20 protein-coding genes are annotated in these 25,481 nt (G+C 68.4%); 10 read left to right on the plus strand and 10 right to left on the minus strand.

The features are described from left to right. Positions 1-92 precede the first annotated feature (92 nt). The gene (locus ACFX43_RS01885) at positions 93-848 is read right to left on the minus strand and encodes a L,D-transpeptidase family protein (protein ID WP_378816309.1); all 756 of its coding nucleotides are present in this window, start codon (positions 846-848) and stop codon (positions 93-95) included. Positions 849-1,264: 416 nt separating this feature from the next. Next, a complete protein-coding gene (locus ACFX43_RS01890; protein ID WP_378816311.1) occupies positions 1,265-1,741 on the minus strand; it encodes a GIY-YIG nuclease family protein in 477 nt (158 codons plus the stop codon). A 178-nt stretch (positions 1,742-1,919) separates the two neighbouring features. Here ACFX43_RS01890 and rsmG point away from each other — a divergent pair, with 178 nt between their 5' ends. The 3 genes from rsmG (at position 1,920) to ACFX43_RS01905 (ending at position 4,906) form a co-directional block, all read left to right on the plus strand. Next, positions 1,920-2,660: a 16S rRNA (guanine(527)-N(7))-methyltransferase RsmG gene (gene rsmG, locus ACFX43_RS01895; protein WP_378816312.1), complete on the plus strand. Its 741-nt coding sequence runs from the start codon at positions 1,920-1,922 to the stop codon at positions 2,658-2,660. Positions 2,661-2,773: 113 nt separating this feature from the next. Further along, complete coding sequence (locus ACFX43_RS01900) at positions 2,774-3,766, plus strand: ParA family protein (RefSeq protein ID WP_378816314.1); 993 nt, start codon at positions 2,774-2,776, stop codon at positions 3,764-3,766. A 99-nt stretch (positions 3,767-3,865) separates the two neighbouring features. Beyond that, the gene (locus tag ACFX43_RS01905; protein WP_378816316.1) at positions 3,866-4,906 is read left to right on the plus strand and encodes a ParB/RepB/Spo0J family partition protein; all 1,041 of its coding nucleotides are present in this window, start codon (positions 3,866-3,868) and stop codon (positions 4,904-4,906) included. Positions 4,907-5,066: 160 nt separating this feature from the next. Here ACFX43_RS01905 and ACFX43_RS01910 read toward each other — a convergent pair whose 3' ends face one another. Next, positions 5,067-6,383 carry a PLP-dependent aminotransferase family protein gene (locus tag ACFX43_RS01910; protein ID WP_378816319.1) on the minus strand — a complete coding sequence of 439 codons (1,317 nt, stop codon included), beginning with the start codon at positions 6,381-6,383 and terminating at the stop codon, positions 5,067-5,069. A gap of 67 nt (positions 6,384-6,450) precedes the next feature. Between ACFX43_RS01910 and ACFX43_RS01915 the strand changes: the two genes are divergently transcribed. Next, positions 6,451-7,107: a GNAT family N-acetyltransferase gene (locus ACFX43_RS01915; protein WP_378816322.1), complete on the plus strand. Its 657-nt coding sequence runs from the start codon at positions 6,451-6,453 to the stop codon at positions 7,105-7,107. Positions 7,108-7,308: 201 nt separating this feature from the next. Here the strand turns inward: ACFX43_RS01915 and trxA are convergent, their stop codons facing one another. From trxA to ACFX43_RS01940, 5 genes are all read right to left on the minus strand, one after another. Further along, positions 7,309-7,638, minus strand: a complete 330-nt coding sequence (trxA, locus tag ACFX43_RS01920) for a thioredoxin (protein WP_141801993.1) — start codon at positions 7,636-7,638, stop codon at positions 7,309-7,311. Positions 7,639-7,753: 115 nt separating this feature from the next. Beyond that, positions 7,754-8,728 carry a thioredoxin-disulfide reductase gene (gene trxB, locus ACFX43_RS01925; protein WP_378816325.1) on the minus strand — a complete coding sequence of 325 codons (975 nt, stop codon included), beginning with the start codon at positions 8,726-8,728 and terminating at the stop codon, positions 7,754-7,756. A 205-nt stretch (positions 8,729-8,933) separates the two neighbouring features. After that, the gene (locus ACFX43_RS01930) at positions 8,934-10,676 is read right to left on the minus strand and encodes a hypothetical protein (RefSeq protein WP_378816326.1); all 1,743 of its coding nucleotides are present in this window, start codon (positions 10,674-10,676) and stop codon (positions 8,934-8,936) included. Positions 10,677-10,745: 69 nt separating this feature from the next. After that, complete coding sequence (gene murJ, locus ACFX43_RS01935) at positions 10,746-12,383, minus strand: murein biosynthesis integral membrane protein MurJ (protein ID WP_378816328.1); 1,638 nt, start codon at positions 12,381-12,383, stop codon at positions 10,746-10,748. Continuing rightward, positions 12,380-14,569 carry a DUF6049 family protein gene (locus ACFX43_RS01940; RefSeq protein WP_378816330.1) on the minus strand — a complete coding sequence of 730 codons (2,190 nt, stop codon included), beginning with the start codon at positions 14,567-14,569 and terminating at the stop codon, positions 12,380-12,382. Before ACFX43_RS01940 ends, murJ begins: the two co-directional genes overlap by 4 nt. Positions 14,570-14,619: 50 nt before the next feature. Between ACFX43_RS01940 and ACFX43_RS01945 the strand changes: the two genes are divergently transcribed. The 3 genes from ACFX43_RS01945 (at position 14,620) to ACFX43_RS01955 (ending at position 19,777) form a co-directional block, all read left to right on the plus strand. Continuing rightward, positions 14,620-16,071, plus strand: coding sequence for a CCA tRNA nucleotidyltransferase (locus ACFX43_RS01945; RefSeq protein ID WP_378816333.1), 1,452 nt, complete (start codon positions 14,620-14,622; stop codon positions 16,069-16,071). 116 nt (positions 16,072-16,187) lie between these two features. Further along, on the plus strand, positions 16,188-19,259 hold the full coding sequence (locus tag ACFX43_RS01950) for a hypothetical protein (RefSeq protein WP_378816335.1): 3,072 nt from the start codon (positions 16,188-16,190) through the stop codon (positions 19,257-19,259). Between the two features lie 62 nt (positions 19,260-19,321). Further along, positions 19,322-19,777 carry an SRPBCC family protein gene (locus ACFX43_RS01955; RefSeq protein WP_378816338.1) on the plus strand — a complete coding sequence of 152 codons (456 nt, stop codon included), beginning with the start codon at positions 19,322-19,324 and terminating at the stop codon, positions 19,775-19,777. Between the two features lie 7 nt (positions 19,778-19,784). Here ACFX43_RS01955 and ACFX43_RS01960 read toward each other — a convergent pair whose 3' ends face one another. Then, entirely contained in the window at positions 19,785-21,083 is a 1,299-nt protein-coding gene (locus tag ACFX43_RS01960; protein ID WP_378816341.1) for a helix-turn-helix domain-containing protein, read from the minus strand. Positions 21,084-21,235: 152 nt separating this feature from the next. On the opposite strand from ACFX43_RS01960, the gene ACFX43_RS01965 reads away from it, so the two are divergent. From ACFX43_RS01965 to ACFX43_RS01975, 3 genes are read left to right on the plus strand one after another with little or no spacing between them, the layout of a single operon-like run. Beyond that, positions 21,236-22,357: an efflux RND transporter periplasmic adaptor subunit gene (locus ACFX43_RS01965; RefSeq protein WP_378816343.1), complete on the plus strand. Its 1,122-nt coding sequence runs from the start codon at positions 21,236-21,238 to the stop codon at positions 22,355-22,357. Then, the gene (locus ACFX43_RS01970; protein ID WP_378816346.1) at positions 22,354-23,061 is read left to right on the plus strand and encodes an ABC transporter ATP-binding protein; all 708 of its coding nucleotides are present in this window, start codon (positions 22,354-22,356) and stop codon (positions 23,059-23,061) included. The genes ACFX43_RS01965 and ACFX43_RS01970 overlap by 4 nt, the downstream gene beginning before the upstream one ends. Next, on the plus strand, positions 23,058-24,281 hold the full coding sequence (locus ACFX43_RS01975; protein WP_378816349.1) for an ABC transporter permease: 1,224 nt from the start codon (positions 23,058-23,060) through the stop codon (positions 24,279-24,281). Before ACFX43_RS01970 ends, ACFX43_RS01975 begins: the two co-directional genes overlap by 4 nt. Before the next feature lie 75 nt (positions 24,282-24,356). On the opposite strand, the gene ACFX43_RS01980 is transcribed toward ACFX43_RS01975, so the two are convergent. Beyond that, positions 24,357-25,439 (minus strand): inositol-3-phosphate synthase, encoded by a 1,083-nt coding sequence (locus ACFX43_RS01980; protein WP_160026126.1) that lies wholly within the window; start codon positions 25,437-25,439, stop codon positions 24,357-24,359. Between the last annotated feature and the right edge of the window lie 42 nt (positions 25,440-25,481).

A 25,481-nucleotide genomic window follows, 5' to 3' on the forward strand; every position in this document is an offset into this window, starting at 1 on the left:
CCTCGTGCCTTGTGGCACGAGGGGCGATCTCTTTGTGTTTCACGTGGAACGGGTTGCTCGGTGGTCTCGACAAGCTCGACCACCGGGTGTGGCTAGGACCAGTAGACGACGACCCGGTCACCGATGCGGATCTGGTCGAAGACCCACGCGATGGACGACTTGTTGCGTACGTTCACGCAGCCGTGGGAGCAGCCGTTGTAGCCGCGGGCAGCGAAGTCGGACGAGTAGTGCACCGCCTGGCCGCCGTTGAAGAACATCGCGTACGGCATCGGCGTGTGGTAGATCGAGGAGACGTGGTTGCGGCTCTTCCGGTAGACCTTGAACGCGCCCTCGCGGGTCTTGGTGTCGGAGCAACCGAAGCGGGCGTCCATCGCCCGGACGATCTTGCCGCCGCGTACGTAGCGCATGCGGCGGTCGGTCTTGTCGACGCAGAGCACGCGGCCGGTGAGGCAGCGACGGTCGAGGTTGTAGAGCGCTGCGTCGGTCGGCGTGCTCGTAAGCGAGCGGAGCCGGTCGAGGGTGCGCTGGTTGACCTTGCCGGTGATGGTCAGACGCTGGTTGCGCTGGAAGACCTTCACGGCGCCGGTCGTCTTCGAGCCGTAGTTGCCGGTGACCCGGCCGCTGTAGATGCGACGCTCCTTGAGGCGCGCCTGGATCTTGCGCACCCCGAGGCCGGTCGACCCCTGCTGGTAGAGGACGGTGTACGCCGTGTGCAGGCCGATCTGCCCGACGGAGGCCGACGGTGCGGTGGCCTGGGCGCTGCTCGGCGCCGCGATCGAGCCGAGGGAGAATCCCAAGGCGAGGATGGTGGTGAGGAAGATCGCCACCGGGGTTCTACGGACGTTCACATCAGCTCCGTGGGTCATGGATGGTGGCCCGGTCGCACGGGCCGCTGGAGTCGCACCCCGAGTGCGACGTTCTACGACTAAGACGTTCGAGCAGCGTGCGCGGTTGCATCAGATTCGCGAGGCTGCTCGCGGACTTTAGCGCACCCGACGCCCCGACGACGCCTTTGGGAACGCTTCTGCGGATTCGTTGGGCAGACGTTCTTCCAGACGTCTCCAGCGAGGGGTGTTTCACGTGAAACGGGGTGGTCCTCAAGCCTGTCGAGATGACCGTGCGCGTGTACGGGACGTGGTCTCGACAAGCTCGACCACCGGGTCACCTACGACGCCGAGCGGGTACACATGTTGTGGTCTCGACAGGCTCGACCACCGGTCATCGAGCCCGTACGTGCGGTGGTCTCGACAGGCTCGACCACCGGTCATCGAGCTTGTCGAGATGACCGTTCCTGCGGAGTAGGTAAGGAGTGTGGGGTCGTCGATGTGTTGGCCAGGCGTGGGAGTTCCCTGAGTTCTCCTCTGATGAGCGCAAGCCGCTTGCCCCGACCCCAGTTCTGGATCTGTTTCTCCCGCATGAACGCATGCTCGACGTTGTCGTACTGCTCGTACCAGACGAGCTCCACGGGTAGGCGGTGTCGGGTGTACTCCGAACCGAGGCCGACTCGGTGCTCAGTCATGCGGCGTTCGAGGTCTGTCGTGCTGCCGACGTAGAGAGTCCGGTCGGCGCAGAGAAGCATGTATGTGTAAGCCATGTCCTCATCATGAGCGGCACCACCGACAGTCCCGAAGGTCGAGACCTCTGTTCGGCGGGGTGGTGGTCTCGACAGGCTCGACCACCGGTCATCGAGCTTGTCGAGATGACGCGGCGTACCTGTCGTGGTCTCGACAAGCTCGACCACCGGTCATCGAGCTTGTCGAGATGACGCGATGTACGTGTCATGGTCTCGACAGGCTCGACCACCGGGTTCGGTCATCGAGCTTGTCGAGATGACGTCTCGCGTACCAACACGTTGTGGTCTCGACAGGCTCGATCACCAAGAGTTCTTGGTTGTGCGTTTCACGTGAAACAGTTTGTGCGTGAGCGAGGAGCGTGGGGACTTGGGTGGTCTGGGCGAGGTGGACCCTCGGGCAGAGAAGGTCTTTCCGGTGGATCGGCTGGAGCTCGCGGAGAGGTACGCCGCCTGGCTGGCCGACGCGGGGGTCGTGCGCGGTCTGATCGGGCCGCGGGAGGTTCCGCGGCTGTGGGATCGGCACATCCTCAACTGCGCTGTGCTGGGGGAGGTGATCCCCGAGGGAGTCGCGGTGGCGGACATCGGGTCTGGTGCAGGACTCCCCGGTCTGGTCCTCGCGATCGCTCGCCCGGATCTGCACATCACGCTGATCGAGCCGCTGTTGCGGCGTACGACCTTTCTCGAGGAGGTCGCCGAGGATCTCGGACTCGAGAACGTGACGGTGTTGCGGGGGAGGGCGGATGCCTTCCACGGCGAGCTCGGGTTCGACGTGGTGACCTCGCGAGCCGTGGCCGGCTTGGGCAAGCTGCTCGACTGGTCGATGCCGTTGGTCGTCCCCACGGGCGCGCTCGTCGCGATGAAGGGGTCGAGCATCGAGGCGGAGATCGAGGAGGCCGACGCAGCGCTGAAGAAGTGGGGGTGCGCGCCGCCGACGGTCTCCGAGCTCGGTGTAGGCGTTTTGGAGACGACAACTGTCGCGGTTCGGGTGGTTTGGTCGGATCCCGCACGGGTAGATTGGCCGCCGGTCCCGAAGGGCGGCCAGAAGGGGCCCAAGGGCGGGTCCCGAAAGAAGAAGCGCCGCCGCTGAAGGTGGTCGAGCTTGTCGAGACCACGAGATTTCGGGCGTGAGACGTCATCTCGACAAGCTCGATACACCGCATCTCGACAAGCTCGATGACCGAACGATGAGGATGAGGAAACATGCCGTACGACGACGAGAGCGCTCAGAACGCCGTTTCACGTGAAACCGACGAACCGGTGTCGATCAGGCTCCGTACGGCCGGGGACATCGCGTCCTTCGAGAACGACTTCGACACGGAGGCGACGCCGCTGGCCGCCGCCGCCGAGCACACGCTCCTGGCGCGTGGTGCGGCGAGCAACCGCCCGCCACTGCCGCGCCCGGCGAGCACGCGCGTGATCGTCTCCGCCAACCAGAAGGGCGGTGTCGGCAAGACCACCTCGACGGTGAACATCGCCGCGGCTCTGGCGCAGCTCGGCCAGAAGGTTCTGGTCATCGACCTCGACCCGCAGGGCAATGCCTGCACCGCGTTCGACGTCGACCACTTCCAGGGCACCCAGGGCACGTACGAGGTCCTGGTCGAGGGGGCCAGCCTCGAGAACGTCGTGGTGCCGGTCCCGAAGCTCGAGGGTCTCGAGCTGGTGCCGGCGACCATCGACCTGGCCGGTGCCGAGGTCGAGCTCGTCGAGGAGAACGGGCGTGAGCAGCGCCTGAAGGAGGCGCTGGCCAGGTCTCCCCGTGTGGGTGACGCGGAGGACCGGTGGGACTACGTCCTCATCGACTGCCCGCCGTCGCTGGGCCTGCTCACGGTCAACGCGCTCGTCGCGAGCACCGAGGTGATGATCCCGATCCAGGCGGAGTACTACGCGCTGGAGGGTCTGGGCCAGCTCCTCAAGACCGTCGAGATGGTGCGCGCCGCGCTGAACCCGACGCTCAAGGTCTCCTCGATGCTGATCACGATGTACGACGCCCGCACCCGCCTCGCGTCGCAGGTCGCCGAGGAGGTGCGCGAGCACTTCGGCGACACGGTCATGCGCACGTTCATCCCCCGCGCCGTGCGCGTGTCCGAGGCGCCGTCGTTCGGGCAGACGGTGATGACGTACGACCCCGGCTCGCCGGGTGCGCTGAGCTATCTCGAGGCCGCCAAGGAGCTCGCCAAACAGGGCGACCAGTGACGATGAAGGACCGGGTGGTCGAGCCTGTCGAGACCACCACAATTGCGACATCAGACGTGGTCTCGACAAGCTCGACCACCGACAATGGGGGACACAGAAATGAGTAAGCAGCCGCCGAAGCGTGGTCTCGGACGAGGGCTTGGATCGCTGATCCCGACCGCTCCTCCCGCTGGCGGAAACGAGTCGGCGGACAGCGCTTCTGTCCAGCCGGACGTCCGTCATTCGGACCTTTCCGCTGGAGCGACTTCTGGCCCATCTGTGGACCCCAGGTCCACCGACTCGACGGAAGGCCGCCAGATCGAGAATTCGGATCTGGCGCCCGTCGACGGCGCATATTTCGCCGAGCTGCCGGTCAAGCAGATCCACCCCAACCACGTGCAGCCTCGTCAGGTCTTCGACGAGGACGCGATGGCCGAACTGGTCCATTCGATCAATGAAATCGGCCTTCTGCAGCCGATCGTCGTCCGGAAAGTGGCGGCCGACTCCTACGAGCTGGTCATGGGTGAGCGCCGGTGGCGCGCCACTCAGCAGGCCGGCCTCGATGTCATCCCGGCGATCGTCCGCGAGACCGACGACACCGACATGCTCCGGGACGCGCTCCTGGAGAACCTCCACCGCTCGCAGCTGAACCCCCTCGAAGAGGCGGCGGCCTACCAGCAGCTGCTCAACGACTTCGAGTGCACCCACGACGAGCTCGCCCAGCGGATCGGTCGGTCTCGGCCGCAGATCTCCAACACGATCCGACTCCTGAAGCTGTCCCCGTCGGTCCAGCGCCGGGTCGCCGCCGGCGTGCTCTCGGCCGGTCACGCCCGGGCGCTGCTCGCCGTCGACGGCGAGGCCCAGCAGGACAAGCTGGCTCAGAAGGTGGTCGCGGAGGGCATCTCCGTACGCGGCCTCGAGGAGATCGTCGCCCTGGGCGATCCTGACGGCGACGCCTTCGCCACGCCGCGCGTGCGGCGAGCCAAGCCGACTGCTCCTGGGCTCAAGGAGATCTCCGACAAGCTCTCGGACCGCTTCGACACTCGCGTCAAGGTCGATCTGGGCCGCTCCAAGGGAAAGATCACCGTCGAGTTCGCCACGCTCGACGACCTGCGCCGGATCGTCGAGCTGATGTCGCCCGCGCCCGACGAATCCATTTAGGAATTAAGCGCTAAAGCGTTTTGTCGACAAATAGATTTCTACCTGGTCGCCAAGCGCAGCCGCCCGGTCATCGAGCGCAGCCGTCCGGTCATCGAGCTTGTCGAGATGACCCTTGTGACGGGACGAGTGGTCTCGACAGGCTCGACCACCGGCGGCTGAGCTACTGCGTGTTCGTCGAGGGGTGCTCGGCGCCGCGGATGGGGAGCCCAGGGATCGGGCCGGTGGCACCGAACGTCTCCAGGAGCTCCATCTCGGCCTCGATGACACCCGCAAGGCGGCGTACGCCTTCCCGGATCCGCTCCGGGGTGGGGTAGCAGTAGGAGATCCGCATCGAGGAGGCGCCGAAGCCGTCGGCGAAGAAGCCGGTGCCGGGGACGAACGCGACTCGCGAGGTGACCGCGCGAGGCAGCATCGCCTTACTGTCGATGCCGGAAGGGAGCGTCAGCCATACGAAGAAGCCGCCGTCGGGCTTCGTCCACGTGCACGCCGCAGGCATGTAGGCCTCGAGCGCGTCGAGCATGGCGTCGCGGCGTTCGCGGTACATCTCCCGCATCTGCTTGATCTGGCCCTGCCAGTCGTGGTTCGAGAGGTAGGCGGAGACGGCCATCTGGTTGAACGGCGGCGGACAGAGCGTCGCGGACTCCTGGGCGAGGACCAGCTTCTCGCGGATCGCGGAGGGAGCCAGCGCCCAGCCGACCCGCAGGCCGGGGGAGAACGTCTTGGAGAAGGAGCCGAGGTAGATGACACCCGGGTCCTGGGCGCGCATCGCCGGGCGGGGCTCGTCGTCGAAGCCGAGGAGGCCGTAGGGGTTGTCCTCGAGGACCAGGATGTCGTGGCGCCGGCAGATCTCGAGGATCTCGGTGCGGCGCTCGGGCGTCATGGTGACGCCGGTCGGGTTCTGGAAGTTCGGGATCGTGTAGAGGAACTTCACCTTGCGGCCGGCGGACTTCGTGGAGACGATCGCCTGCTCGAGCGCGCTCGGGATCAGGCCGCTGGCGTCGACCTCGGCGTGCACGATGTCGCACTGGTAGCCCTTGAAGACACCGAGAGCACCGACGTACGAAGGGGCCTCGCAGATCACCACGTCGCCGGGGTCGCAGAAGACGCGGGTGACCAGGTCGACGGCCTGCTGGGAGCCGACGGTGACGACGACGTCGTCGGGGTGGGCCTCGATGCCCTCCAGGCGCATGACCTCGCAGATCTGCTCGCGCAGCACGGGATCGCCCTGGCCGCCGCCGTACTGCAGGGCGGTCGGGCCCTGGGTCAGGATGAGGTCCTTGATCGAGTCGCCGACCACGTCCAGCGGGAGGCTGGAGATGTTGGGCATGCCGCCTGCGAGCGAGACCACCTCCGGCCGGGCTGCCACGGCGAAGAGGGCCCGGACCTCCGAGACCGTCATGCCTGCTGTGCGCGCCGCATAGCGGTCCGCGTACGGGTCGAGGCGGGATGATGTTGCGCGCTGGGGAAGATCAGTCATGGTGTCACCATCATGAAGGATCGCATACGCTGGTAACAGACCCTTAACCGAGTATCAAGGGTGAGACATGGCACGCCGAATCCTGCCGCTGACGCTGGACCTCTTCGCCGAGGTACCAGCGCCGTGCCGCGCCTGCCTGTTCTGGGAGCGCGATCCTGTCGGTCATCGCCGTGTCGACTCCTCGCAGTCGATCGGGGTCAAGGAGGCGTGGATCTCCGAGGTGCTCCGTGAATGGGGATCCTGCGGGCGGGTGGCCGTGGTGGACGGTACGCCGGCGGGGTTCGTGCTCTACGCGCCGCCGGTCTTCGTTCCGCGGGTGGCCTCCTTCCCGTCCGGACCTGTCTCCGCCGACGCCGTCCTGATGACCACGGTGTGGATCGACCCGCGTCGAGCCGGCGGCGGGATCGGCCGGATGCTGGTGCAGGGAATGGCCCGTGACCTGGTCCAACGCGGTCAGTTCCGGGCGATCGAGGCGTTCGGCGATGTGGGGCCGATGAGCGGGATCCACGGTCGCCGCTGCGCTGCCCCGGCCGACTTCCTCGGACGGGTCGGGTTCAAGACCTACCGGGACCACCCCACCGTGCCGCGGATGCGGATGGACCTGAAGCAGACGGTCACCTGGATCGACGACTTCGAGTCCGCATGGGAGCGGCTGCGGGAGGTCGTACGTCCGCGCAGCCACCCGTCGCCGGCCTCCACCGAGCTGCACCGCGACAGCGAGTGAATGTTTCCCGTGAAACGGTGGTCGACCCGGTGGTCGAGCTTGTCGAGACCACTATCCACCCGCCACAACTGCCAACTCGCCCGCCACAACTGACGTCTCGCCCGCCACAACTGACGTCTCGATCGACGCAACTGACGTCTCGATGAAATGACGCTGGCCCGCCACCTCAACAGGTGGCGGGCCAGCGTGTGACGGCTCGTGTCAGCCGATGAACTCCTGCAGCTCCTTGAGGAGCGCGGCCTTCGGCTTGGCGCCCACGATGGACTTCACGACCTCGCCGCCCTGGTAGACGTTGATGGTCGGGATGCCGGTCACGCGGTAGGTGGAGGGGGTGACCGGGTTCTCGTCGACGTTCATCTTGGTGAAGGTGACCTTGTCACCGTGCTCGCCGGCGAGCTCCTCGAGGATCGGGGAGACCTGACGGCACGGGCCGCACCACTCGGCCCAGAAGTCGACCAGGACGGGCTTGTCGGACTTCAGGACCGTTGCGTCGAACTCGGCGTCGGTCACGGCGGAGATGTTGTCAGCCACGATGGGTTCCTTCTCGGGTAGGTACGTGTTTGGGGAGGTCTGTTGAATTGAACGCTTGGCCTATGTGCCGCATTCCCGGTGGTCGAGCTTGTCGAGACCACCGTAGAGGCACGGATCAGGCCGAGACGGCAGCCGCTTCGGCGTGGGCCTGGTGGGCGAGGAACTTCTCGGCGTCGAGCGCGGCCTGGCAACCGGTGCCGGCAGCGGTGATCGCCTGACGGTAGACGTGGTCGACGAGGTCACCGGCGGCGAAGACACCCTCGATGTTGGTGGCCGTGGTGCCGTCCTTGGTCAGGACGTAGCCGTCGTCGTCGAGGTCGACCTGGCCGGTGAGCAGCTCGGAGCGCGGGATGTGGCCGATCGCGATGAACAGGCCGGCGCACTCGAGGTCGCGCAGCTCGCCGGTCTTGGTGTCCTTGACGGTGATGCTCTCCACGGAGAGCTCGCCGTTGATGGACTCGACCACGGAGTTCCAGGCGATCTCGAGCTTCGGGTCGGCGAAGGCGCGCTCCTGCATGATCTTGGAGGCGCGCAGCTCGTCGCGGCGTACGAGCAGGGTGACCGAGGAGCCGAAGCGGGTCAGGAAGAGGGCCTCCTCGAGGGCGGAGTCGCCGCCACCGACCACCACGATGGGCTTCTGCCGGAAGAAGAAGCCGTCGCAGGTGGCACACCAGGAGACGCCCTTGCCGGAGAGCTCGTCCTCGCGAGGCAGGCCGAGCTTCTTGTAGCCCGAGCCGGTCGCGAGGATGACGGACTTCGCGTAGTGGGTGTCGGTCGCGGTCTTGATGACCTTCACCGGGCCGGTCAGGTCCATCTCGATCACGTCGTCGGGCTCGAGCTCGGCACCGAAGCGCTCCGCCTGGGCACGCATGTTGTCCATCAGCTCCGGACCCATGATGCCGTCACGGAAACCGGGGAAGTTCTCCACGTCGGTGGTGTTCATCAGGGCGCCGCCGGCGGTCACCGAGCCCTCGAAGACGAGCGGCTGCAGTCCGGCGCGGGCGCTGTAGACCGCTGCGGTGTAGCCCGACGGGCCGGAACCCACGACGATCACGTTGCGGGGGTCGGTCGGGGACGACGGGGTCGGCATCAATGGCTCCTCAGATGTGGCTGGCGAACTGCACAACAGATCGTAGGCCACATACATTCCAGGGCCCCGAACGCCGAGACGTCACCCGCGTCGGCCGAAGCGTCACGTACGTCGTGCGAGGTGGCGTCGCCGTGACTCCTCGAGCGACGGGAGTGACTTCTCGGCCGACGTAGCTGACGCCTCGGCAGACGGGAGCGACGTCTCGTCAGGAGACGGGGGTCCCGAGGACCTCGATCTCCTTGACCTCGGCGCGGTAGCCGCCGTCGCCGGTCGGGAGGCCGGTCAGCCAGACGAGCACGTAGCTGCCCTCGGGGGCGTCGCCGAGCTTGATCTCGCCTTCGGCACCGACGCTGCCCTTGGCCGCGGGTGCGCCGCTGGGGTCGTCGGTCCACGGTGAGTCGCCGACGTAGACGCTGATGTCGGTCGGCTCGCCGATCATCCGGAACTTCAGGGAGTCGACGGCGTAGTCGTCCTTGAGGTTGAGCACGACGCCGATGCCGGGCTTCAGCGAGCGCGGACCGTCACCGATCTGGTCGTTGTAGGTCGAGGTGCGCCAGTTGGTGACGGGGTCGTCCTTCCCGTCCACCACACCGGCGACCAGGTCGGGGTATTCGCTCGGCGGGTCACCGTGAGGGTCGAGGTCCTTGGCGGTGATGCCCTTGATGGGGGTCGGCTTGGCCTCGGTTGTGGTGTCGCCGCCGTTGTTGCCGGTGCCGGGGTTCTCGGCGGTCGTGTTGGGGTCGTCGCTGATGATGTTCCACGCGATCGAGCCGGCGATGAGGACCAGGACCACGAGGGCGACGCCCATCGCGATGCGGAGCCAGCTGGCGCCGGGCTTGTCGTTGTAGTCCGGCTCCTCGGCGATGGGTACGTTGGCGCCGGTCCACGGGCCCTGCCAGCCGTTGTAGGAGGCATCGGGGGCCACCGGCCGCCGGGCGGCGGGAGGAGCCTGCTGCGGGCGCTGCGGCGGCACGTAGCCCGGGGTCTCGTCGGCGAACAGCGGCTTCGACGGGGTCGGGTCCTGCATCGGCGGCGGGGAGGACGGGCGCTGGCGCTGAGGGCGTACGGCATCGGGAGCCACGCCGATGGCGTTCGACGCCGCCTGGGCCTCGGCCGGCTCGAGCTCGGTCGGCGGGGCCATCGCCTGGGTTTCCTCGTTGGCGGCCGAGGGCCGGTTGAGCGGCGCGGTCGGCTCCCCGGAGAAGCCGGCGAGCGCGGAGTGCAGCTCGGCCGCGGTCAGCGGCGGCATGTCGGCGCCGCTGCCCAGCACCCGGTCGCACAGGTCGTCGAGGGGACGCGGCACACCGGCGCGTACCTGCCGGGGACGGAGCACGCGGCCGTGGTCACGCGGCGCGGGAGGCATCGAAGAGAGGGTCTCGCCGGCCCACTTGCCGGTCAGGGCGGCGTAGAGGACGCCGACGGCGTCGACTCGGTCGCGTCGTTGGGAGTCACGGGTGTCGGGGTCGATCCCGTGCAGCGCGGCGTCGACGCCGAAGCCGATGACGCGCACCGCGCCGAGGTCGTCGAGCAGCACGGCCTCAGGGTTGAGCCGGCCGTGGGCGTGGCCCTGGTCGTGGGCCAGGACCAGCAGGTCGGCGACCTCGGAGGCGATCCAGGCGGCCTGCTGCGGCGGCAGCGGGCCACCGGCGGCCAGCGCGTTCTCCAGCGACGCGCCCTCGCCCCACTCGTTGACGACGTACGCCACCTGGTCGGTCTGGGCGGCGTCGAGGACGCGCAGCATCCGGGGGTCACCGACGGCGGCGGAGTTGCGGGCCGCGGCCATCAGGCGCGGCGCGCGCTCGTCGTGGGCGTCGAGGACGTGCACGGCAACCGGGCGGCCGAGCACCGCGTCCTGGGCGCGCCAGAAGCGTCCCTCGCGGGACTCGCTCAGCAGATCCGTCAGCTGGTATCTGCCGGCGAGGACGTCGCCTGATTGCGTGAACTCCATATCGGACCCATTCTTTCAGACCTTGCCAGACAGTGAGGAGGCTGTCCGATGGTGGTCAAGGACTGGTGCTCAACGGCCCAGCCGTCGGGCAACCTGTTGCACCATCGTGGTCAGCTCCTTGACCTGGGCAGCCTGCGCCCCGAGGAGCAGCATGCCGAGATGCAGCGCCCCGACGATAGCGGCACCGATCAAGGCCAGCACCATCGTCGGCTCGTCGTTGATCATGCCCAGTGCCGTGCGCAGCAGCCACGCGGCGGCCGCGGCGACCACTGTCACCATGACCAGGCGGGCGAGGAACCCGAGCAGCCCGCGACCGTCGAGGTCTCCGAGCGTGCGCTTGAGCACGACGTACGAGACGACGGAGCCGACCAGGTAGGACAGCGTGTAGGCGCCGGCGAGCGCGGGCGCGGTGTACTCCGCGGAGACGGCCCTGGTCAGCAGCAGCGCGGCGGCGATGTTGGTGCCGGCGACCGAACACTGGATGAAGAAGACGGTGCGGTTCTGCTCCAGCGAGTAGAAGCCGCGCAGCAGCAGGTAGTGGATCGTGAAGAAGACCAGCCCGGCGGCGAAGATCGACAGCGTCGGGGCGTACTCCTTGAACGCGTCGGCGCCGGCGCCGTAGCCGAACAGGATGTGGGCGATGTCCTCGGAGAGCACCGGGAGCAGCGCGGCGATCGGGATCACGATGGCGAGCGCGTTGCGCAGCTGCTGGGAGAGCGTACGTCCCAGCTCGGGCAGCTCGCCGGCGGCGCCGTAGCGCGACAGGAGCGGCAGGATCGCCGTCGCCAGCGAGACCGTGATGATCGAGTGCGGGACCTGGGTCACCAGGAAGCTGTTGGAGTAGACCGTGTATCCCGTGCCGCCCGCGGCCGAACCGGTCGAGGCGAGCCGCGTCACGATCGTGTACGCCACCTGGTTCACGACCACGAAGAGCACCGTCCACATGCCCAGCTTCGCGGTCTGCGAGAGCCCTGCTCCGCGGAAGTCGAAGCGCGGACGGAAGCGTACGCCCACCTTGTGCAGCACCGGCAGGAGCAGCAGGAACTGGAGAACGATGCCGAGGGTCGAGCCCAGACCCAGGAGAACCTCCTGGCCGGTGGTGAAGCCACCGACGTCGGAGGGGCCGAAGACGACCAGGTAGATGATCAGGGTCGAGATCGCGATGATGTTGTTGGCGATCGGTGCCCACATCATCGGGCCGAAGCTGCCGCGGGCGTTGAGCACCTGCCCGACCAGCACGAACATCCCGTAGAAGAAGACCTGCGGTAGGCACCAGCGGGCGAAGTCGATGGCCGATTCGAGCTGGGCCTCGTGATCGGCGTTGTACCAGTCGGCGCCGAGGTAGAGGCGCATCAGCAGCGGCGCACCGATCACCAGGAGGATCGTGACGACACCGAGGAAGAGCCCGGCGAGCGTGATGATCCGGTCGGTGTAGGCGGTCCCGCCGTCCTCGTCGTTCTTCTGCGCCTTCACCAGCTGCGGCACGAGCACCGCGTTGAAGACACCGCCCGCCAACAGGATGTAGAGCATGTTGGGCACGGTGTTGGCGATGTTGAAGACGTCGGCGTGCAGCCCGGAGCCCAGGGCCGCGACCAGGAGCGCGGAGCGGATGAACCCGCTGGCCCGCGAGAACAGCGTCCCCGCGGCCATCACCGCGCTGTTGGCCAGGACCGAGCTCCCGCCGGACTTCTGCTCGGTGGCTGTCACATCGCTCCTGACGTACGTGCTTTCTTGGCCTTCATGATGCGCCGGGTGAGGCGCACGGCGATCGCCGCGAACAGTAGCGCGCAGCCGGTCCCGACGAACCACCAGATCACCCCGCTCACCTGCGAGGGGCGGATCGGGACGGAGGCGTGGGCGCCCAGCGGGTTGCCCTTGGTGTCGGTGACGACGATCAGGGCGGTGTGGGTGCCGGTGTCGCGCATGCTCGCGGCGAGGTTGAAGCTGGCCTTGGAGTTGGCGTCGAGCTGGACGGGCTCGGAGGTCGCGACCCGCAGCGACTCGTCGGTGATCGCGTCCAGCCGCACCGTGACGGGCTCGTCGAGCTCGTTGCTCAGGGTGACCTGGAACTCGCCGCCCTTCATGCTGGAGAGGATCACCTTCGGCGGTACGGCCACAGTGATCGAGCGCAGCTCGGAGCTGACCTGGCTGAGCGCGTCGGCGGCCGGGTCGGCGTCGCCCTTGCGGGCGGAGTAGGAGGTCGAGGTCAGGGCCTCGTTGACGATGTCGGAGGCGACCTCGTCGTTGTGGGTCAGGATCCGCTGCAGCATCTCGCCGGCGCCGATGAGCTCGTTGGCCGTGTCGATCCGGTCGGTGGAGATCTCGGCCTTCATCTCACGGCGGGGGTAGCGGAGCTTGTCGGCGGTGATCGACGTCGGCTTGTGCCCGGCGACGGCCTCGTCCAGGGTTGAGGACGAGATCCAGGCGGCCTTGTTCCACGGGGTGACGAACGAGGCAGCGCTCTGGGGAGGGTGCCAGCCGTCGGGAAGGACCGCGATGAGCGGCTTGCCGGAGCCGCGGAGCAGGGCCGCCTCGGCGACGAGACGCTGGCGTACCGAGATCGCGTCGATGGGGTCGTTGGGACCGGGCCCGCCGGCGGAGGCACCGGAGGAGGTCACGATCATCTGGTGACCGTCGAGGTCGGCGATGACCGGGGTGGTGCCGCGGAGCATCCTGTCGCTGACCAGGTTGACCGCGCCCGGCTCGAGCAGGTTGACCGCGGCGCGGTCGAGGTAGCCGGTCGGCGGAGCGACGGCTGAGGTCGCCTTGATGCCGAGCTCGGCGAGCGCCTGGGCGGTCTGCTCACGCGCCGTGGCCAGCAGGTCGGGGTCGGTCGTGGCGAGCGCGGACAGGTCCGGATCGGCGTACGGGAGGGCGAGCAGGTTGTGACCGGCGAGCGCGTCCTCGAGGCGACCCAGCCAGACCGTCGCGGCCTTCTGCGCGGCCTCGGCCTCCTCGTCGAGCGCCTTCTCGGCGTCGGTGTCGGTGCTGGGCGAAGGGCTCGGCAGCAGCGCGGAGGCCGACGGCGAGGCACTCTGGCTGCCGTTCTCCTCCGGCTCCTCCTCACCCTCGTCCGTCGGCGCCAGGTTGCGGGCTGGGTTGCCCTCGGCGAGGTTGCGCACGGCATCGATCAGCGCGGGATCGATGGCCCAGGTCAGGTCGGGCATCTCGGCGCCGGTCTCGAGCATCCGGAAGAGGCGTCCGCCGGCGCCCAGGTCGCGGGTCCAGCCCGGAAGGTAGTTCACGCTGCCGTCGCCGTTGTAGACCACGCTGCGCCGCAGCGGCATGACCAGGGACACCTTCTCGGCCTTGGCCTTCTTGTTGGGCTCCTTGACCAGCGGAAGGAAGGTGCGTGCCCGACCGTCGGCGGTGTTCGGCGTGGTGGAGCCGAGCGCGTGGACCCCGAACCAGTAGACCCCGGGCTCGGTGACATCCAGGAGCCTTCGCGGCACCGAGAGCGACCACGAGTAGGTCTCGCCGGGCGCGAGGTCGGGGATCGCTGCGTACGTCCCCTCGGTCACGATCCGCTCGCCGACCAGGGCGTCCGCTGGCATCTCGGCGGCCTCGGCCAGCTCCTCGGAGGTGGTCATCGGCGTGTCGCCGACGAACGGGTAGACCTTGACGCCGTGCCACTCCTCCTCGGTGGTGTTGGTGACCTTGCCGCGGAGGGTGATCCGGCCCTTGGTGCGGCCGTCGAGGCTGACCGTGTCGAGCTCGTCGATGCTCATCGCCAGCGGGTCGGGCTCCGCCGTCTCCTCCGCGGCCCGGGCCGGAGCGGCCAGCGTGGTCGCGGACAGCATCAGCAGAAGGGGTGCCAGCAGCACCAGGACGAGTGCGGTGGCGACTCGCCCACGTGGCCGTGGCGGCCTCGCCTGATGCTGGCGGACTGGCATGACTTCGAGAATATCTTTCAGGGGGTGCGGTCCTCGTAGACTGCGGCGTTGTGTCCGACAGCCAGCTTCCCCCGATCAGCGTCGCCGATGTTCAGCGATCGGTGACTGCTGAACTGGACCGTATCGCACCGGTCATCGACTCCCTAGGTGAGGTCTTCGCTCGCTCGGGCTTCGAGCTGGCGCTGGTCGGCGGCCCCGTCCGCGACGCGATGCTCGGCCGTCCGCACAACGACCTCGACTTCGCCACCTCGGCCCGGCCCGAGGAGACCGAGAAGATCCTGCGTACGTGGGGCGAGGCGCTGTGGGACATGGGCCGCGACTTCGGCACCATCGGCACCCGCAAGGGCCCATGGCAGATCGAGGTCACCACCTACCGCTCCGAGGCCTACGCGGCCGACTCCCGCAAGCCCGCGGTGGCCTACGGCACGTCTCTGGCCGACGATCTCGTACGCCGCGACTTCACCGTCAACGCGATGGCGGTGCAGCTTCCTGGCCGAGAGGTCATCGACCTCTACGGCGGAGTCGTAGACCTGGCGACCCGGGTGCTGCGTACGCCGGGGACGCCGGAGGCGTCGTTCTCCGACGACCCGCTGCGGATGATGCGGGCGGCGCGGTTCGCCGCCCAGCTCGGTTTCACGGTCGCGCCCGAGGTCGTCGCCGCGATGAAGGACATGGCGTCGCGGATCTCGATCATCTCCGCCGAGCGGGTCCGCGACGAGCTGGTGAAGCTGATCTGCGCGCCCTACCCGCGGCGTGGCCTCTCGTTGCTGGTCGAGACCGGGCTGGCCGACCTGGTGCTGCCCGAGCTGACCGCGCTGCGGATGGAGCGCGACGAGCACAACCGGCACAAGGACGTCTACGAGCACACGCTGACAGTGCTCGAGCAGTCGATCGACCAGGAGGCGCGTCTGGGTGGCGGGCCCGACTTCGTGTCCCGGTTCGCGGCGCTGATGCACGACGTCGGCAAGCCGCGCACCCGAAAGTTCCACGATGACGGCACCGTCTCGTTCCACCATCACGATGTCGTCGGCGCCAAGATGACCCGCAAGCGGATGAAGGCGCTGCGCTTCTCCAACGACGAGATCGAGGCTGTCTCCTCGCTCGTCGAGCTGCACCTGCGCTTCCACGGCTACGGCGACGGTGAATGGACCGACTCCGCGGTCCGTCGTTATGTGAGGGATGCCGGAGACCAGCTCCAGCGGCTCCACGTGCTCACCCGCGCCGACTGCACCACCCGGAACCGCCGCAAGGCCGACCGCCTCGCCCGCACCTACGACGCCCTCGAGGCCCGAATCGAGCGGATCTCCGAGGAGGAGGAGCTCGCCGCCCTCCGTCCCGCGCTCGACGGCAACCAGATCATGTCGCTCCTCGGCATCCCTCCCGGGCGCGAGGTCGGGGCGGCGTACAAGTTCCTGATGGACCTGCGTCTCGACGAGGGAATCCTCTCCGAGGACGAGGCCGCCAAGCGGCTCCTCGAGTGGTGGTCCGAGCGCTCCGCATAGCCCGTTCGGGCTATGTCGCTCGACATGGTTCAGCCGTAACGTAAACCCGCGCGTCGTGAGGCTGTCCGGCGCTGCGTGAGCCCTTCGGCTCGCCCCACCGAGCTCGAAAGTCTCCCATGCGTCTTCTCTCCCCGGCGTGTGTCGTCGGCGGTCTCCTCCTGTCCGGCGTGATGACCGTCGGGCTTGCCTCGGCTGGTGCGGCAGACACGGAGGCCGTCGTCTGCAACGGTCTTCCGGTCACGATCGACCTCAACACCGCGGCGGACGCCGCTGCCACCGAGGGGGCAGACGTCATCCTCGGTACGCCCGGCGACGACACGATCAACGGGCTCGGCGGGGACGACACCATCTGCGGTGGCGAGGGTGACGACCGGCTGTTCGGCGAAGACGGCGACGACACGCTCGCCGGTGGTTCCGGGAACGACAGCATTGGCGACGGCGTGATCGAGGCCTGTGACGAGGACGAGAACGTCTACCTCGGCGGTGACGGCAACGACTCCCTGCACGTGAACTGTGCGAGCCTGAGCAACCACACGCGGATCATCCGGCCCGGCGACGGAAATGACGTCGTGACCTGGCCGTACGCCGGCGACGAGATCGGCTCCGACACCAACTATCTGTCATACGCGGATGTCGCCGGCCCGGTCGAGGTCGACCTGAACCCAGTCGAGATCGACGGCCGCATGGTCGTCAAGGTGACCGGTGGAGCCGGTACCGACATCATCCAGGCCGCGCGCGAGAGTGGCGCGCCTCGCGTACGTTTCGTGATCGGCAGCCAGGGCGATGACACGATCACCGGGACCGATCTGACGGAAGCGCCGGACTCGTGGAGGGCGGTCGAGGAGCTCAACGGAGGTCCTGGGGCGGACACCATCCACGGCGGGGCCGGCCGAGACTTCCTCAGCGGCGACGCCGGGGCCGATCGTCTCCACGGCGATGCCGGCCGTGACGTACTCAACGAGAACGGTCTGGGTGACGGGTACGCGTTCGACCGGGATGTGGCCGAGGACCGGCTCTTCGGTGGAGCGGGCGACGACAAGGTCTACGCAGGTATGGGCGATGACGTCATCGATCTCGGCGACGGCCAGGACGAGATCTCTTACGAGTACTCGCCCGTGGCCGCGACCGTCTCGTTTGCGACGACCACCGCTCAGGACACCGGTCTGGGACGCGACACGATCTCCGGCACGGAGACCGTGACCGGTTCCCGTTTCGCGGACACTCTCGCCGCCGGAATCGGTGCGTCGACCCTTGTCGGAGGCGACGGGACGGACCAGCTCGTCGGTGGACCTGGCGACGACATCTTCAAGGACAGCGACGCGTCGGTCTCGTACGCGGCCGCACCCGGGCCGATCACCATGACGCCGACTCGCACCACCGGGGGCGAGGTGACTGTCGTCGGCCAGGGCACGGACACGTTCGAGATGTGGCCCTCCTCCGGTCACGGGTGGAGTCTGATCGGGTCCGCCTATGGCGATGTCATCGAGGCTGGATTCTTCTGCGATGTGATCGCTGGAGCTGGCGACGATCGCGTCGTTCCCGGGGGACGTAGCCTCGAATGCGACGACTACGCCATCAGCGGTGGCGATGGCGACGACATCCTGGAGTTCCAGCGACTGGACGCTTACCTGGACTACTGGTCGGCACGTTTCGACGGTGGTGCCGGACTCGACATGGTGTCCTTCGCTCAGTGGTCGTCCGCCACCTACACGATCCCGGTGGGCGCGGACGGCGTCATCGGCTCGCCGGGTCCGGACCGCATCAGCGGGGATGCGCGCGCGAACCGCATCGACACCGGTGCGGGAGACGACGACGTCTTCGGCGGCGCCGGCAATGATGCGATCGACGCAGGCGCAGGTGACGACACCGTCGGCGGCGAAGCTGGAGACGACTCGATCAGCGGATCGGCCGGACTCGACGAGCTCGACGGCGGCGACGGCAGCGACCGTGTCGATGGCGGCGCGGATGCCGACACCGTACGCGGCGGCCTCGGCGACAACACTCTGATCGGTGGCCTCGGCGACGACCTCATCGAGGGCAGCACCACGAAGGACTCGATCTCCGGTGGTGACGGCAACGACACCGTGAAGGCCGACGCGGGCAACGACACCGTCGACCTGGGCGCGGGCAACGACACCGCCTACGCCGGGGACGGGTACGACACCGTCACGGCCGGCGCCGGTGCCGACGCCATCCACGGCGAGGCCGGTGACGACCGCCTCGATCCCGGCACGGGCGTGGACTCTGTGTTCGGCGACGCCGGCAACGACACGATCCTCGGTGCCGCCGCGGTTCCCGTCGGTGGGCAGGGTGACGAGATGTCCGGCGGCTCAGGGACGGACACGGTCACCTACTCCTCGGCCAAGGCCGGGGCACGCGCGTGGATGGAGGCCGACTACTACACCGCGGAGGCCGACTCCCTTGCCGAGGTCGAGTCGATGATCGGGAGCGCGTACTCCGACGACCTTCGGGGCGACCATCTGGCGAACCGGATCTCCGGAGGCTCCGGCAACGACCACATCGAGGCGTTCGGCGGCAAGGACGTGATCTCGGGCGGCGACGGCAACGACACCATCGACCCAGGTGCGGGCGACGACGTGGTCACTGGGTCGGACGGCACGGACACGGTCTCGTACGGCAGTGCCTCGAAGTCGGGGGTTCGAGTCACGCTCGCGACGACGGCGGCACAGAACACCGGCGGTTCCGGCTACGACCGGATCGGCACGATCGAGAACCTGACCGGCTCGTCGGTCAAGGATGTCCTCACCGGCTCGTCCGGCAACAACGTCATCAACGGTTCCTACGGCAACGACACGATCAGTGGTGGGCGCGGTTCCGACAGGCTGATCGGCGGCGCGGGCACGGACACCGTGACGTACGCCTCCGCGGGAGCGCGTGTGACCGCATCGCTGACGCGGGCGACGGGTGGCGCGGGCACCGACGTGATCAGCGGCTTCGAGAACCTGACCGGCAGCCGCTACGACGACAAGCTCGAGGGCAACGGCGCTAGGAACGTGCTCCAGGGCGGCGGCGGTCGCGACGTCCTCTATGGCTACGGCGCCGACGACCGCCTCTACGGTGGGAGCGGGCCGGACAGGCTCAACGGCGGATCAGGCAGGGACTACGGCAATGGCGGCACCGGATCTGACTCCGCCACGTCGATCGAGATCAAGGTCAGCGTCGGCTGAGGGCTCGTTGACATCTGGGCGCCTACTGTCCATCGAGCCATACTGACGGTACGGTTCCGCGTATGACGACGATCACAGATCTCGAGGCAACGACCGCCATCAACGCGACGCCGGCTCAGGTGTGGGCCGCGATCACGGACCTTCCGCGGATGGCTTCGTGGAGCCCGCAGGTGGTGAAGACTGTTGTGTTCGGCCAGGTCAAGAAGGGCACGCGCTTCTTCAACATCAACCGCCAGGGCTGGAAGCACTGGCCGACCAACGCCAAGGTCGTACGCTTCACGCCCCACTCCGACTTCGCGTTCCGGGTTGCCGAGAACACGACGATCTGGTCCTTCCAGATCGAGGAGACCGCTGAAGGGTCCGTGGTCACCCACCGCCGCGAGACCCCGGACGGCATCTCCGCTCTCTCCCGCTCGCTGACGAATGCGGTGCTCGGCGGTCAGGAGAAGTTCACCGAGGAGCTGCGTACGGGCATGGCCACGACGCTCGCCAAGCTCAAGGCCGATCTCGAGGGCTGACCACAGGTCAGGCGCCGGCCCTGGTCCAGCGGCGGACGGTGCTGGTGGAGACCCCCAGCTTGTCGGCCACCTTCGAGACCGGCGCGCCGGCTCGTACCAGGATCCGCGCGGCCTCCGGGCGTTCGGAGGGCAGGTTGCTGAGCAGGTCCTCCTCCTCGTCCGGGAAGGTGTCGGGGTAGTCCATCTCCGGCTCGGGGTCGGGAATGTTCTCCGGGAACGGGATCCGGTCCAGCAGGGCGCCGTCTGCGTCGACCGGCTTGGTGGCGGTGCGGCCGTTGCTGAACTCCGGGGCCATCCCGGCGCCCGGGGCGACCTCGGCGGCGGTGCGGGCGGCCTCGGTCACTCGGCTCGAGACCCGGGGGCGGGTGTCGGTGGTGGCGAGGGCTGAAGCCATCTCGCGGGTCCGGGTCTCGCGCGAGGGGGTCACGTCGCGAGGTACGTCGGTGACCGAGTCGGAGACCGCGTCGGTGGTCCTGTCGAAGGGGATGCCGACAGGCGCCTCGATGGCACGGTCGGCGCCGGGTGCGGGTGTGACGTGCGGAACCTGCTCCACCACCGGCACGCTGAGCGCCTCGTGCACGTCGGGCAGGGTGATCGGCAGCCGGTCGGCCTGGCGGGTGCCCTCGGCGACCGCGGCGAAGGCGTCGACCCACTGGGTGATCTGGTCGCGCATCGCGCCCGGCGCGACCGACCGTAGCGCCACCGCCTCGGCGCGCCAGTAGCGCTTCTGCGCGCGCTCCAGCTTCCGGCGGGAGGAGGCCGTACGCTTCCGCACCGCCGTGTCGCGAGCCCGGCGCCACTCGACGCGGGTGGCCAGGAGGGCGTGCATCCGGGCGCCCATCCGCAGGTCGGACCAGGAGCGTTCCATGGCGAGGTGGCGGTCACCGACGAGCGCGAGGTGCCACATCAGAGCCGCCAGGAGCGGCACGATGAACCGGAACGCGGCGGCGGTGGCGGCGTGACCGAGGTGGATCTCGTGCCAGCCGGCGAAGAACCCGGACGCGGCAGACAGCAGCCAGGTCAGGGTCAGCAGCGTCTGAGCCGGCCGGTCCTGCTGGGCCGCCTCGCGGGCCATCAGAGCGACGGTGACCAGCGAGAGCTCGAAGACGCCGGCGAAGGCGTAAGCGTTGATCGCGCCCATGGCGAGCACGTCCCGCCCGAAGCCGACCATGGCGACGTACGCGGCGGCCGTCGAGATCAGCGCGACCGAGACGGCGCCGAAGAGGATGAGGCCGCGGCCCCCTCCTGTCGAACTCCTGCCGGTCGGGGTCGTCCGTTCGCGGGTCGTGTCGTTGTCGGGACGCATCGTGGGGGTCTCCCGTGCCTGAGGCGATCGATCGTTCGGGTCCCGGAGTCTAGGGGATCAAACACGTGTTCGAGATGTACGTGGATGGAGTGTTGACAAACCCGGTGGAAATTAGGCCGCCGTGACCCGTGAGGCAGGGCTACAGTCCGCTCATGTCGAAGACGGCGGTGCGCCGCGTACTTTTCAAGTCGTTCTGGGCCGTGATCGGCCTGGCCATCGCGGTCAGCCTCTTCAAGCTGGCCTTCACCGGCTCGACGCAGGATGCCGACGGGGCGCCACTGACGCCGACCGGGAAGATCCCGCCGGAGGAGGTCGTCGTCGAGAAGGGCACCATCTCCAACTCGCTCACGGTCGACGGGACGATCGTGATCGACAAGCCGGTCTCAGCCACCAGCTCGGTCACCGGGGTACTGGCGCACAGGTTCGCCGAGACCGGCGCCAAGGTGAAGAAGGGCGACAAGCTCTTCCAGGTGCGCGCGGAGGAGGAGACCGCCGAGGCCGAGCCTGTCGAAGAGCCTGTCGAGGAAGAGCCCGGGAACGTCGATGACGCCGCCGGCGACGGCGATCGCGACGACGCACCGGTCGAGCCGCCGGCGCCGAAGCCGATCTATCACTGGTACACGGTCGTCGCGCCCGCCACGGGCATCGTCGGCAACTACGCCGCCGAGCTGATGGGCGAGGTGACCGAGGACGGAGTGGTCGTCTCGATCCGTCCCACGACCTTCCATGCGGTCGGCGCGATCTCTCCGCTGGACCGCTACCGGCTGGCCAGCAACCCGGACCGGGCCACGGTGACCATCGAGAGCGGCCCCAAGCCGTTCACCTGCACCGATCTGAGCATCGGCGACGCGGCGACAGAGACGATCACCAGCGACGAGCCCGAGGGCGAGATGATGGAAGGGGAGCCGGGGGCCGAGGGCGACTCGGGGGCAGGCGCCCGGATCAGCTGCCTGGTGCCGGAGAAGGTGACCGTCTTCGACGGGCTGACGATGACCATGGCCATCGACGCCGGCAAGAGCGACGGCGACGTCGTCACCATCCCCGTCACCGCGGTCACTGGTCTGGTCGGCGACGGCACCGTCTGGGTCGTCGGCGAGGACGGAACCCCGACCGAGCAGCCGGTCAAGCTCGGCGTCACCGACGGCAAGCTCGTCGAGGTCACCAGCGGGCTGAAGGCCGGCGACTCGGTCCTGCGGTACGTCCCGGGCTCGAAGGAGTCGGGCGGCGGGATGGGCGATGGGATGACCGAGGAGATGCCGGCGGGGGAGATGTGAGCGCGGAGGAGCTGCTGAGGCTCACCGGCGTGGCCCGCACGGTCGAGCTCCCCGACGGCGAGGACCTGCACATCCTTACCAGCGTCGACCTCGACGTGAGCCGAGGCGACCATGTCGGCATCGTCGGCCGCTCCGGCACCGGCAAGTCGACGCTGCTGAACCTGCTCGGCCTGCTGGACCGGCCCACCGGCGGCACCCTGGAGTGGGCAGGTCGCAACGTCACCGACATCAGCAACCACCAGGCGGCCCGGATCCGCGGCCGGGACGTCGGGTTCGTCTTCCAGCAGTTCAACCTGCTGCCGGGGCGTACGGCCCTGGAGAACGTGATGGCCCCGCTCCTGTACGCCTCGGGCAAGGAGTTCTGGCAGCGGCGCCGGATCGCGGCGACGATGCTCGACAAGGTCGGGCTCGGCGACCGGCTCGACGCGATGCCGCAGTTCCTCTCGGGCGGTGAGCAGCAGCGCATCGCGATCGCCCGCGCCCTGGTCCGGACGCCGTCGGTCGTGCTGGCCGACGAGCCGACCGGGGCGCTCGACGTCGAGACCGGCGCGATGGTGATGAAGCTGCTCGACCAGGCGACGTACGACTCCGGGGCCGCGCTGATCACGATCACCCACGACCAGAACGTCGCCGCCCTGGCCCGGCGGCGGTTCCGGCTCGCCGAGGGACGGCTCCACCCGCTGACCGAGGGGGCGGTGGCGTGAGGACGGCCCTGGCACGCCTCGTCACGGGCCTGGCCGCCTCGACCGTCGAGGCATGGCAGGAGCTGCGCATCCACCGGCTCCGGGTGCTGTTGTCGCTGGTCGGCGTGGCGGTGGCGGTCGCCTCGATCACCGCGACCGTCGCGGCCGGCCAGATCGCGAAGCAGATGTTCACCGAGTCCTACGAGGTCGACGGGCGGCCGGCGCACATCTCGGTCATGGCCTACGACCCCCAAAGCGGCATGCCGCTCTCCGTCGAGCGGGTCCGGCCCGCCTTCCAGACGGTCGCGGAGCGGTTCGACGTGAAGTACGCGTCGGCCAGGATCTCCGCCTACGACATCAAGGCGACCACCGCGAGCAGCAGCAAGCGGGTCGAGCTGATGGGGGTCGACCCTGCGTACGCTGCCATCCACCGGGTCGTGGTGCCGCAGGGCCGCTGGCTGCAGGCCTCCGACGAGGAGCGCCTCTCCCCGGCGCTCGTGGTCGACGAGACGTTCCTGAAGAAGCTCGGCCTGCGGGGCACACAGCTGCCGACGTCGGTGGACCTCAAGGGCCAGGGGATGTCGGTGACCGCCACGATCATCGGCGTGACGAGCCTGCGGGGCTACGGCACGCCACGCGCGTTCATGCTGGCCGACTCGCTGGAGCACTGGCAGGCCGGAGCCCCCACGGACGCCAGCTACGAGATGTGGGTGCCGATCGACGGCGCCGACGAGCTCGCCGGCGAGATCGGCATGGCGATGCGCGCCGAGCTTCCGGGACTCCAGGTCGACGCCCAGCGCGACGACTACATGGCGTGGGGCGGTGAGGACCCGATCGGCCCGATCAAGTGGGTGATCATCGGGATCGCCGGGATCATCCTGCTGCTCGGCGCCCTGAGCCTGCTCAACATCGCGCTGGTCACCATCCAGCAGCGGATCCGGGAGATCGGGATCCGGCGCAGCTTCGGGGCCACCACGGGACGGGTGTTCTTCTCGGTGCTGATGGAGAGCGTCGTGGCCACCGTCGTCGCGGGCGTGGTCGGCGTGCTCCTGGCCGTGGCCGCCATCAAGAACCCGCTGGTGGAGAAGTACGTCCTCCAGGGCATCGACGACGTCCCGCCCTTCCCGCTCTCGGCGGCGTTCCTCGGCCTCGCCGTAGCCCTCGCGGTCGGCGCGATCGCGGGCATCCTCCCGGCGATGATCGCCGCGCGGGTCAAGATCATCGACGCGATCCGCTTCTGAACCTGCGACGGAAGCTTCGACGGAAATGCGACTGCCCCGGGTGCCAGGCACCCGGGGCAGCTCGACGGCAGAGGGTCACTCGCCGCGGATGAACGCCTCCAGCTGAACGCGACCCTCGGTGTCCTCGATCTGAACCGGCGGGCTCTTCATGAGGTAGGCCGAGGCCGGGATGATCGGGCCGCCGATGCCGCGGTCCTTGGCGATCTTGGCGGCACGGACGGCGTCGATGATGATGCCGGCGGAGTTGGGGGAGTCCCAGACCTCGAGCTTGTACTCAAGGTTGAGCGGGACATCACCGAACGCGCGACCCTCGAGCCGGACGTACGCCCACTTGCGGTCGTCGAGCCACTGCACGTAGTCGGACGGGCCGATGTGCACGTTGCGGTCGTCGATCTTGTCGGCCAGCTCGCCCTTGAGGTTCGAGGTGACTGCCTGGGTCTTGGAGACCTTCTTGGACTCCAGGCGCTCGCGCTCGAGCATGTTCTTGAAGTCCATGTTGCCGCCGACGTTGAGCTGGTACGTACGGTCCAGCGCGACGCCGCGGTCCTCGAACAGCTTGGCCATGACGCGGTGGGTGATGGTGGCACCGACCTGCGACTTGATGTCGTCACCGACGATCGGGACGCCGGCGGCCTCGAACTTCGCGGCCCACTCGGGGTCGGAGGCGATGAAGACCGGCAGCGCGTTGACGAAGGCGACGCCCGCGTCGATCGCGCACTGCGCGTAGAACTTGTCCGCCTCCTCCGATCCGACCGGAAGGTAGGAGACGAGGACGTCCACCTCCTTCTCCCGAAGAACCGAGACCACGTCCACGGGGTCGAGGCCCGACTCGGAGATGGTCTGCCGGTAGTACTTGCCCAGACCGTCGAGCGTGGGACCACGCTGGACCTCGACGCCCTTGAACGGGACGTCGGCGATCTTGATGGTGTTGTTCTCGGAGGCGTTGATCGCCTCGGAGAGGTCCTTGCCGACCTTCTTGTCGTCGACGTCGAAGGCAGCGACGAACTCGACGTCAGAGACGTGATAGTCGCCGAACGTGACGTGCATCAGGCCCGGGACGCTGCCCGCCGGGTCGGCGTCCCTGTAGTACTCCACACCCTGGACCAGGGAGCTGGCGCAGTTGCCGACTCCCGCGATTGCTACACGAACCGAACCCATCGGGGCTCCTTCCAATACTCCAGGCCGACACCGGCCCAGAGG

Source organism: Nocardioides sp. YIM B13467 (assembly GCF_042788075.1).
GTDB lineage: Bacteria > Actinomycetota > Actinomycetes > Propionibacteriales > Nocardioidaceae > Nocardioides.

Excerpts from the sequence above, each read along its gene's own strand:
- ACFX43_RS01900 (WP_378816314.1), top strand. The coding sequence starts at position 2,774 with ATGCCGTACGACGACGAGAGCGCTCAGAACGCCGTTTCACGTGAAACC.
- ACFX43_RS01905 (WP_378816316.1), top strand. The coding sequence starts at position 3,866 with ATGAGTAAGCAGCCGCCGAAGCGTGGTCTCGGACGAGGGCTTGGATCG.
- ACFX43_RS01910 (WP_378816319.1), bottom strand. The coding sequence starts at position 6,383 with ATGACTGATCTTCCCCAGCGCGCAACATCATCCCGCCTCGACCCGTAC.
- ACFX43_RS01915 (WP_378816322.1), top strand. The coding sequence starts at position 6,451 with ATGGCACGCCGAATCCTGCCGCTGACGCTGGACCTCTTCGCCGAGGTA.
- trxB (WP_378816325.1), bottom strand. The coding sequence starts at position 8,728 with ATGCCGACCCCGTCGTCCCCGACCGACCCCCGCAACGTGATCGTCGTG.
- ACFX43_RS01930 (WP_378816326.1), bottom strand. The coding sequence starts at position 10,676 with ATGGAGTTCACGCAATCAGGCGACGTCCTCGCCGGCAGATACCAGCTG.
- ACFX43_RS01940 (WP_378816330.1), bottom strand. The coding sequence starts at position 14,569 with ATGCCAGTCCGCCAGCATCAGGCGAGGCCGCCACGGCCACGTGGGCGA.
- ACFX43_RS01950 (WP_378816335.1), top strand. The coding sequence starts at position 16,188 with ATGCGTCTTCTCTCCCCGGCGTGTGTCGTCGGCGGTCTCCTCCTGTCC.
- ACFX43_RS01955 (WP_378816338.1), top strand. The coding sequence starts at position 19,322 with ATGACGACGATCACAGATCTCGAGGCAACGACCGCCATCAACGCGACG.
- ACFX43_RS01960 (WP_378816341.1), bottom strand. The coding sequence starts at position 21,083 with ATGCGTCCCGACAACGACACGACCCGCGAACGGACGACCCCGACCGGC.
- ACFX43_RS01965 (WP_378816343.1), top strand. The coding sequence starts at position 21,236 with ATGTCGAAGACGGCGGTGCGCCGCGTACTTTTCAAGTCGTTCTGGGCC.
- ACFX43_RS01980 (WP_160026126.1), bottom strand. The coding sequence starts at position 25,439 with ATGGGTTCGGTTCGTGTAGCAATCGCGGGAGTCGGCAACTGCGCCAGC.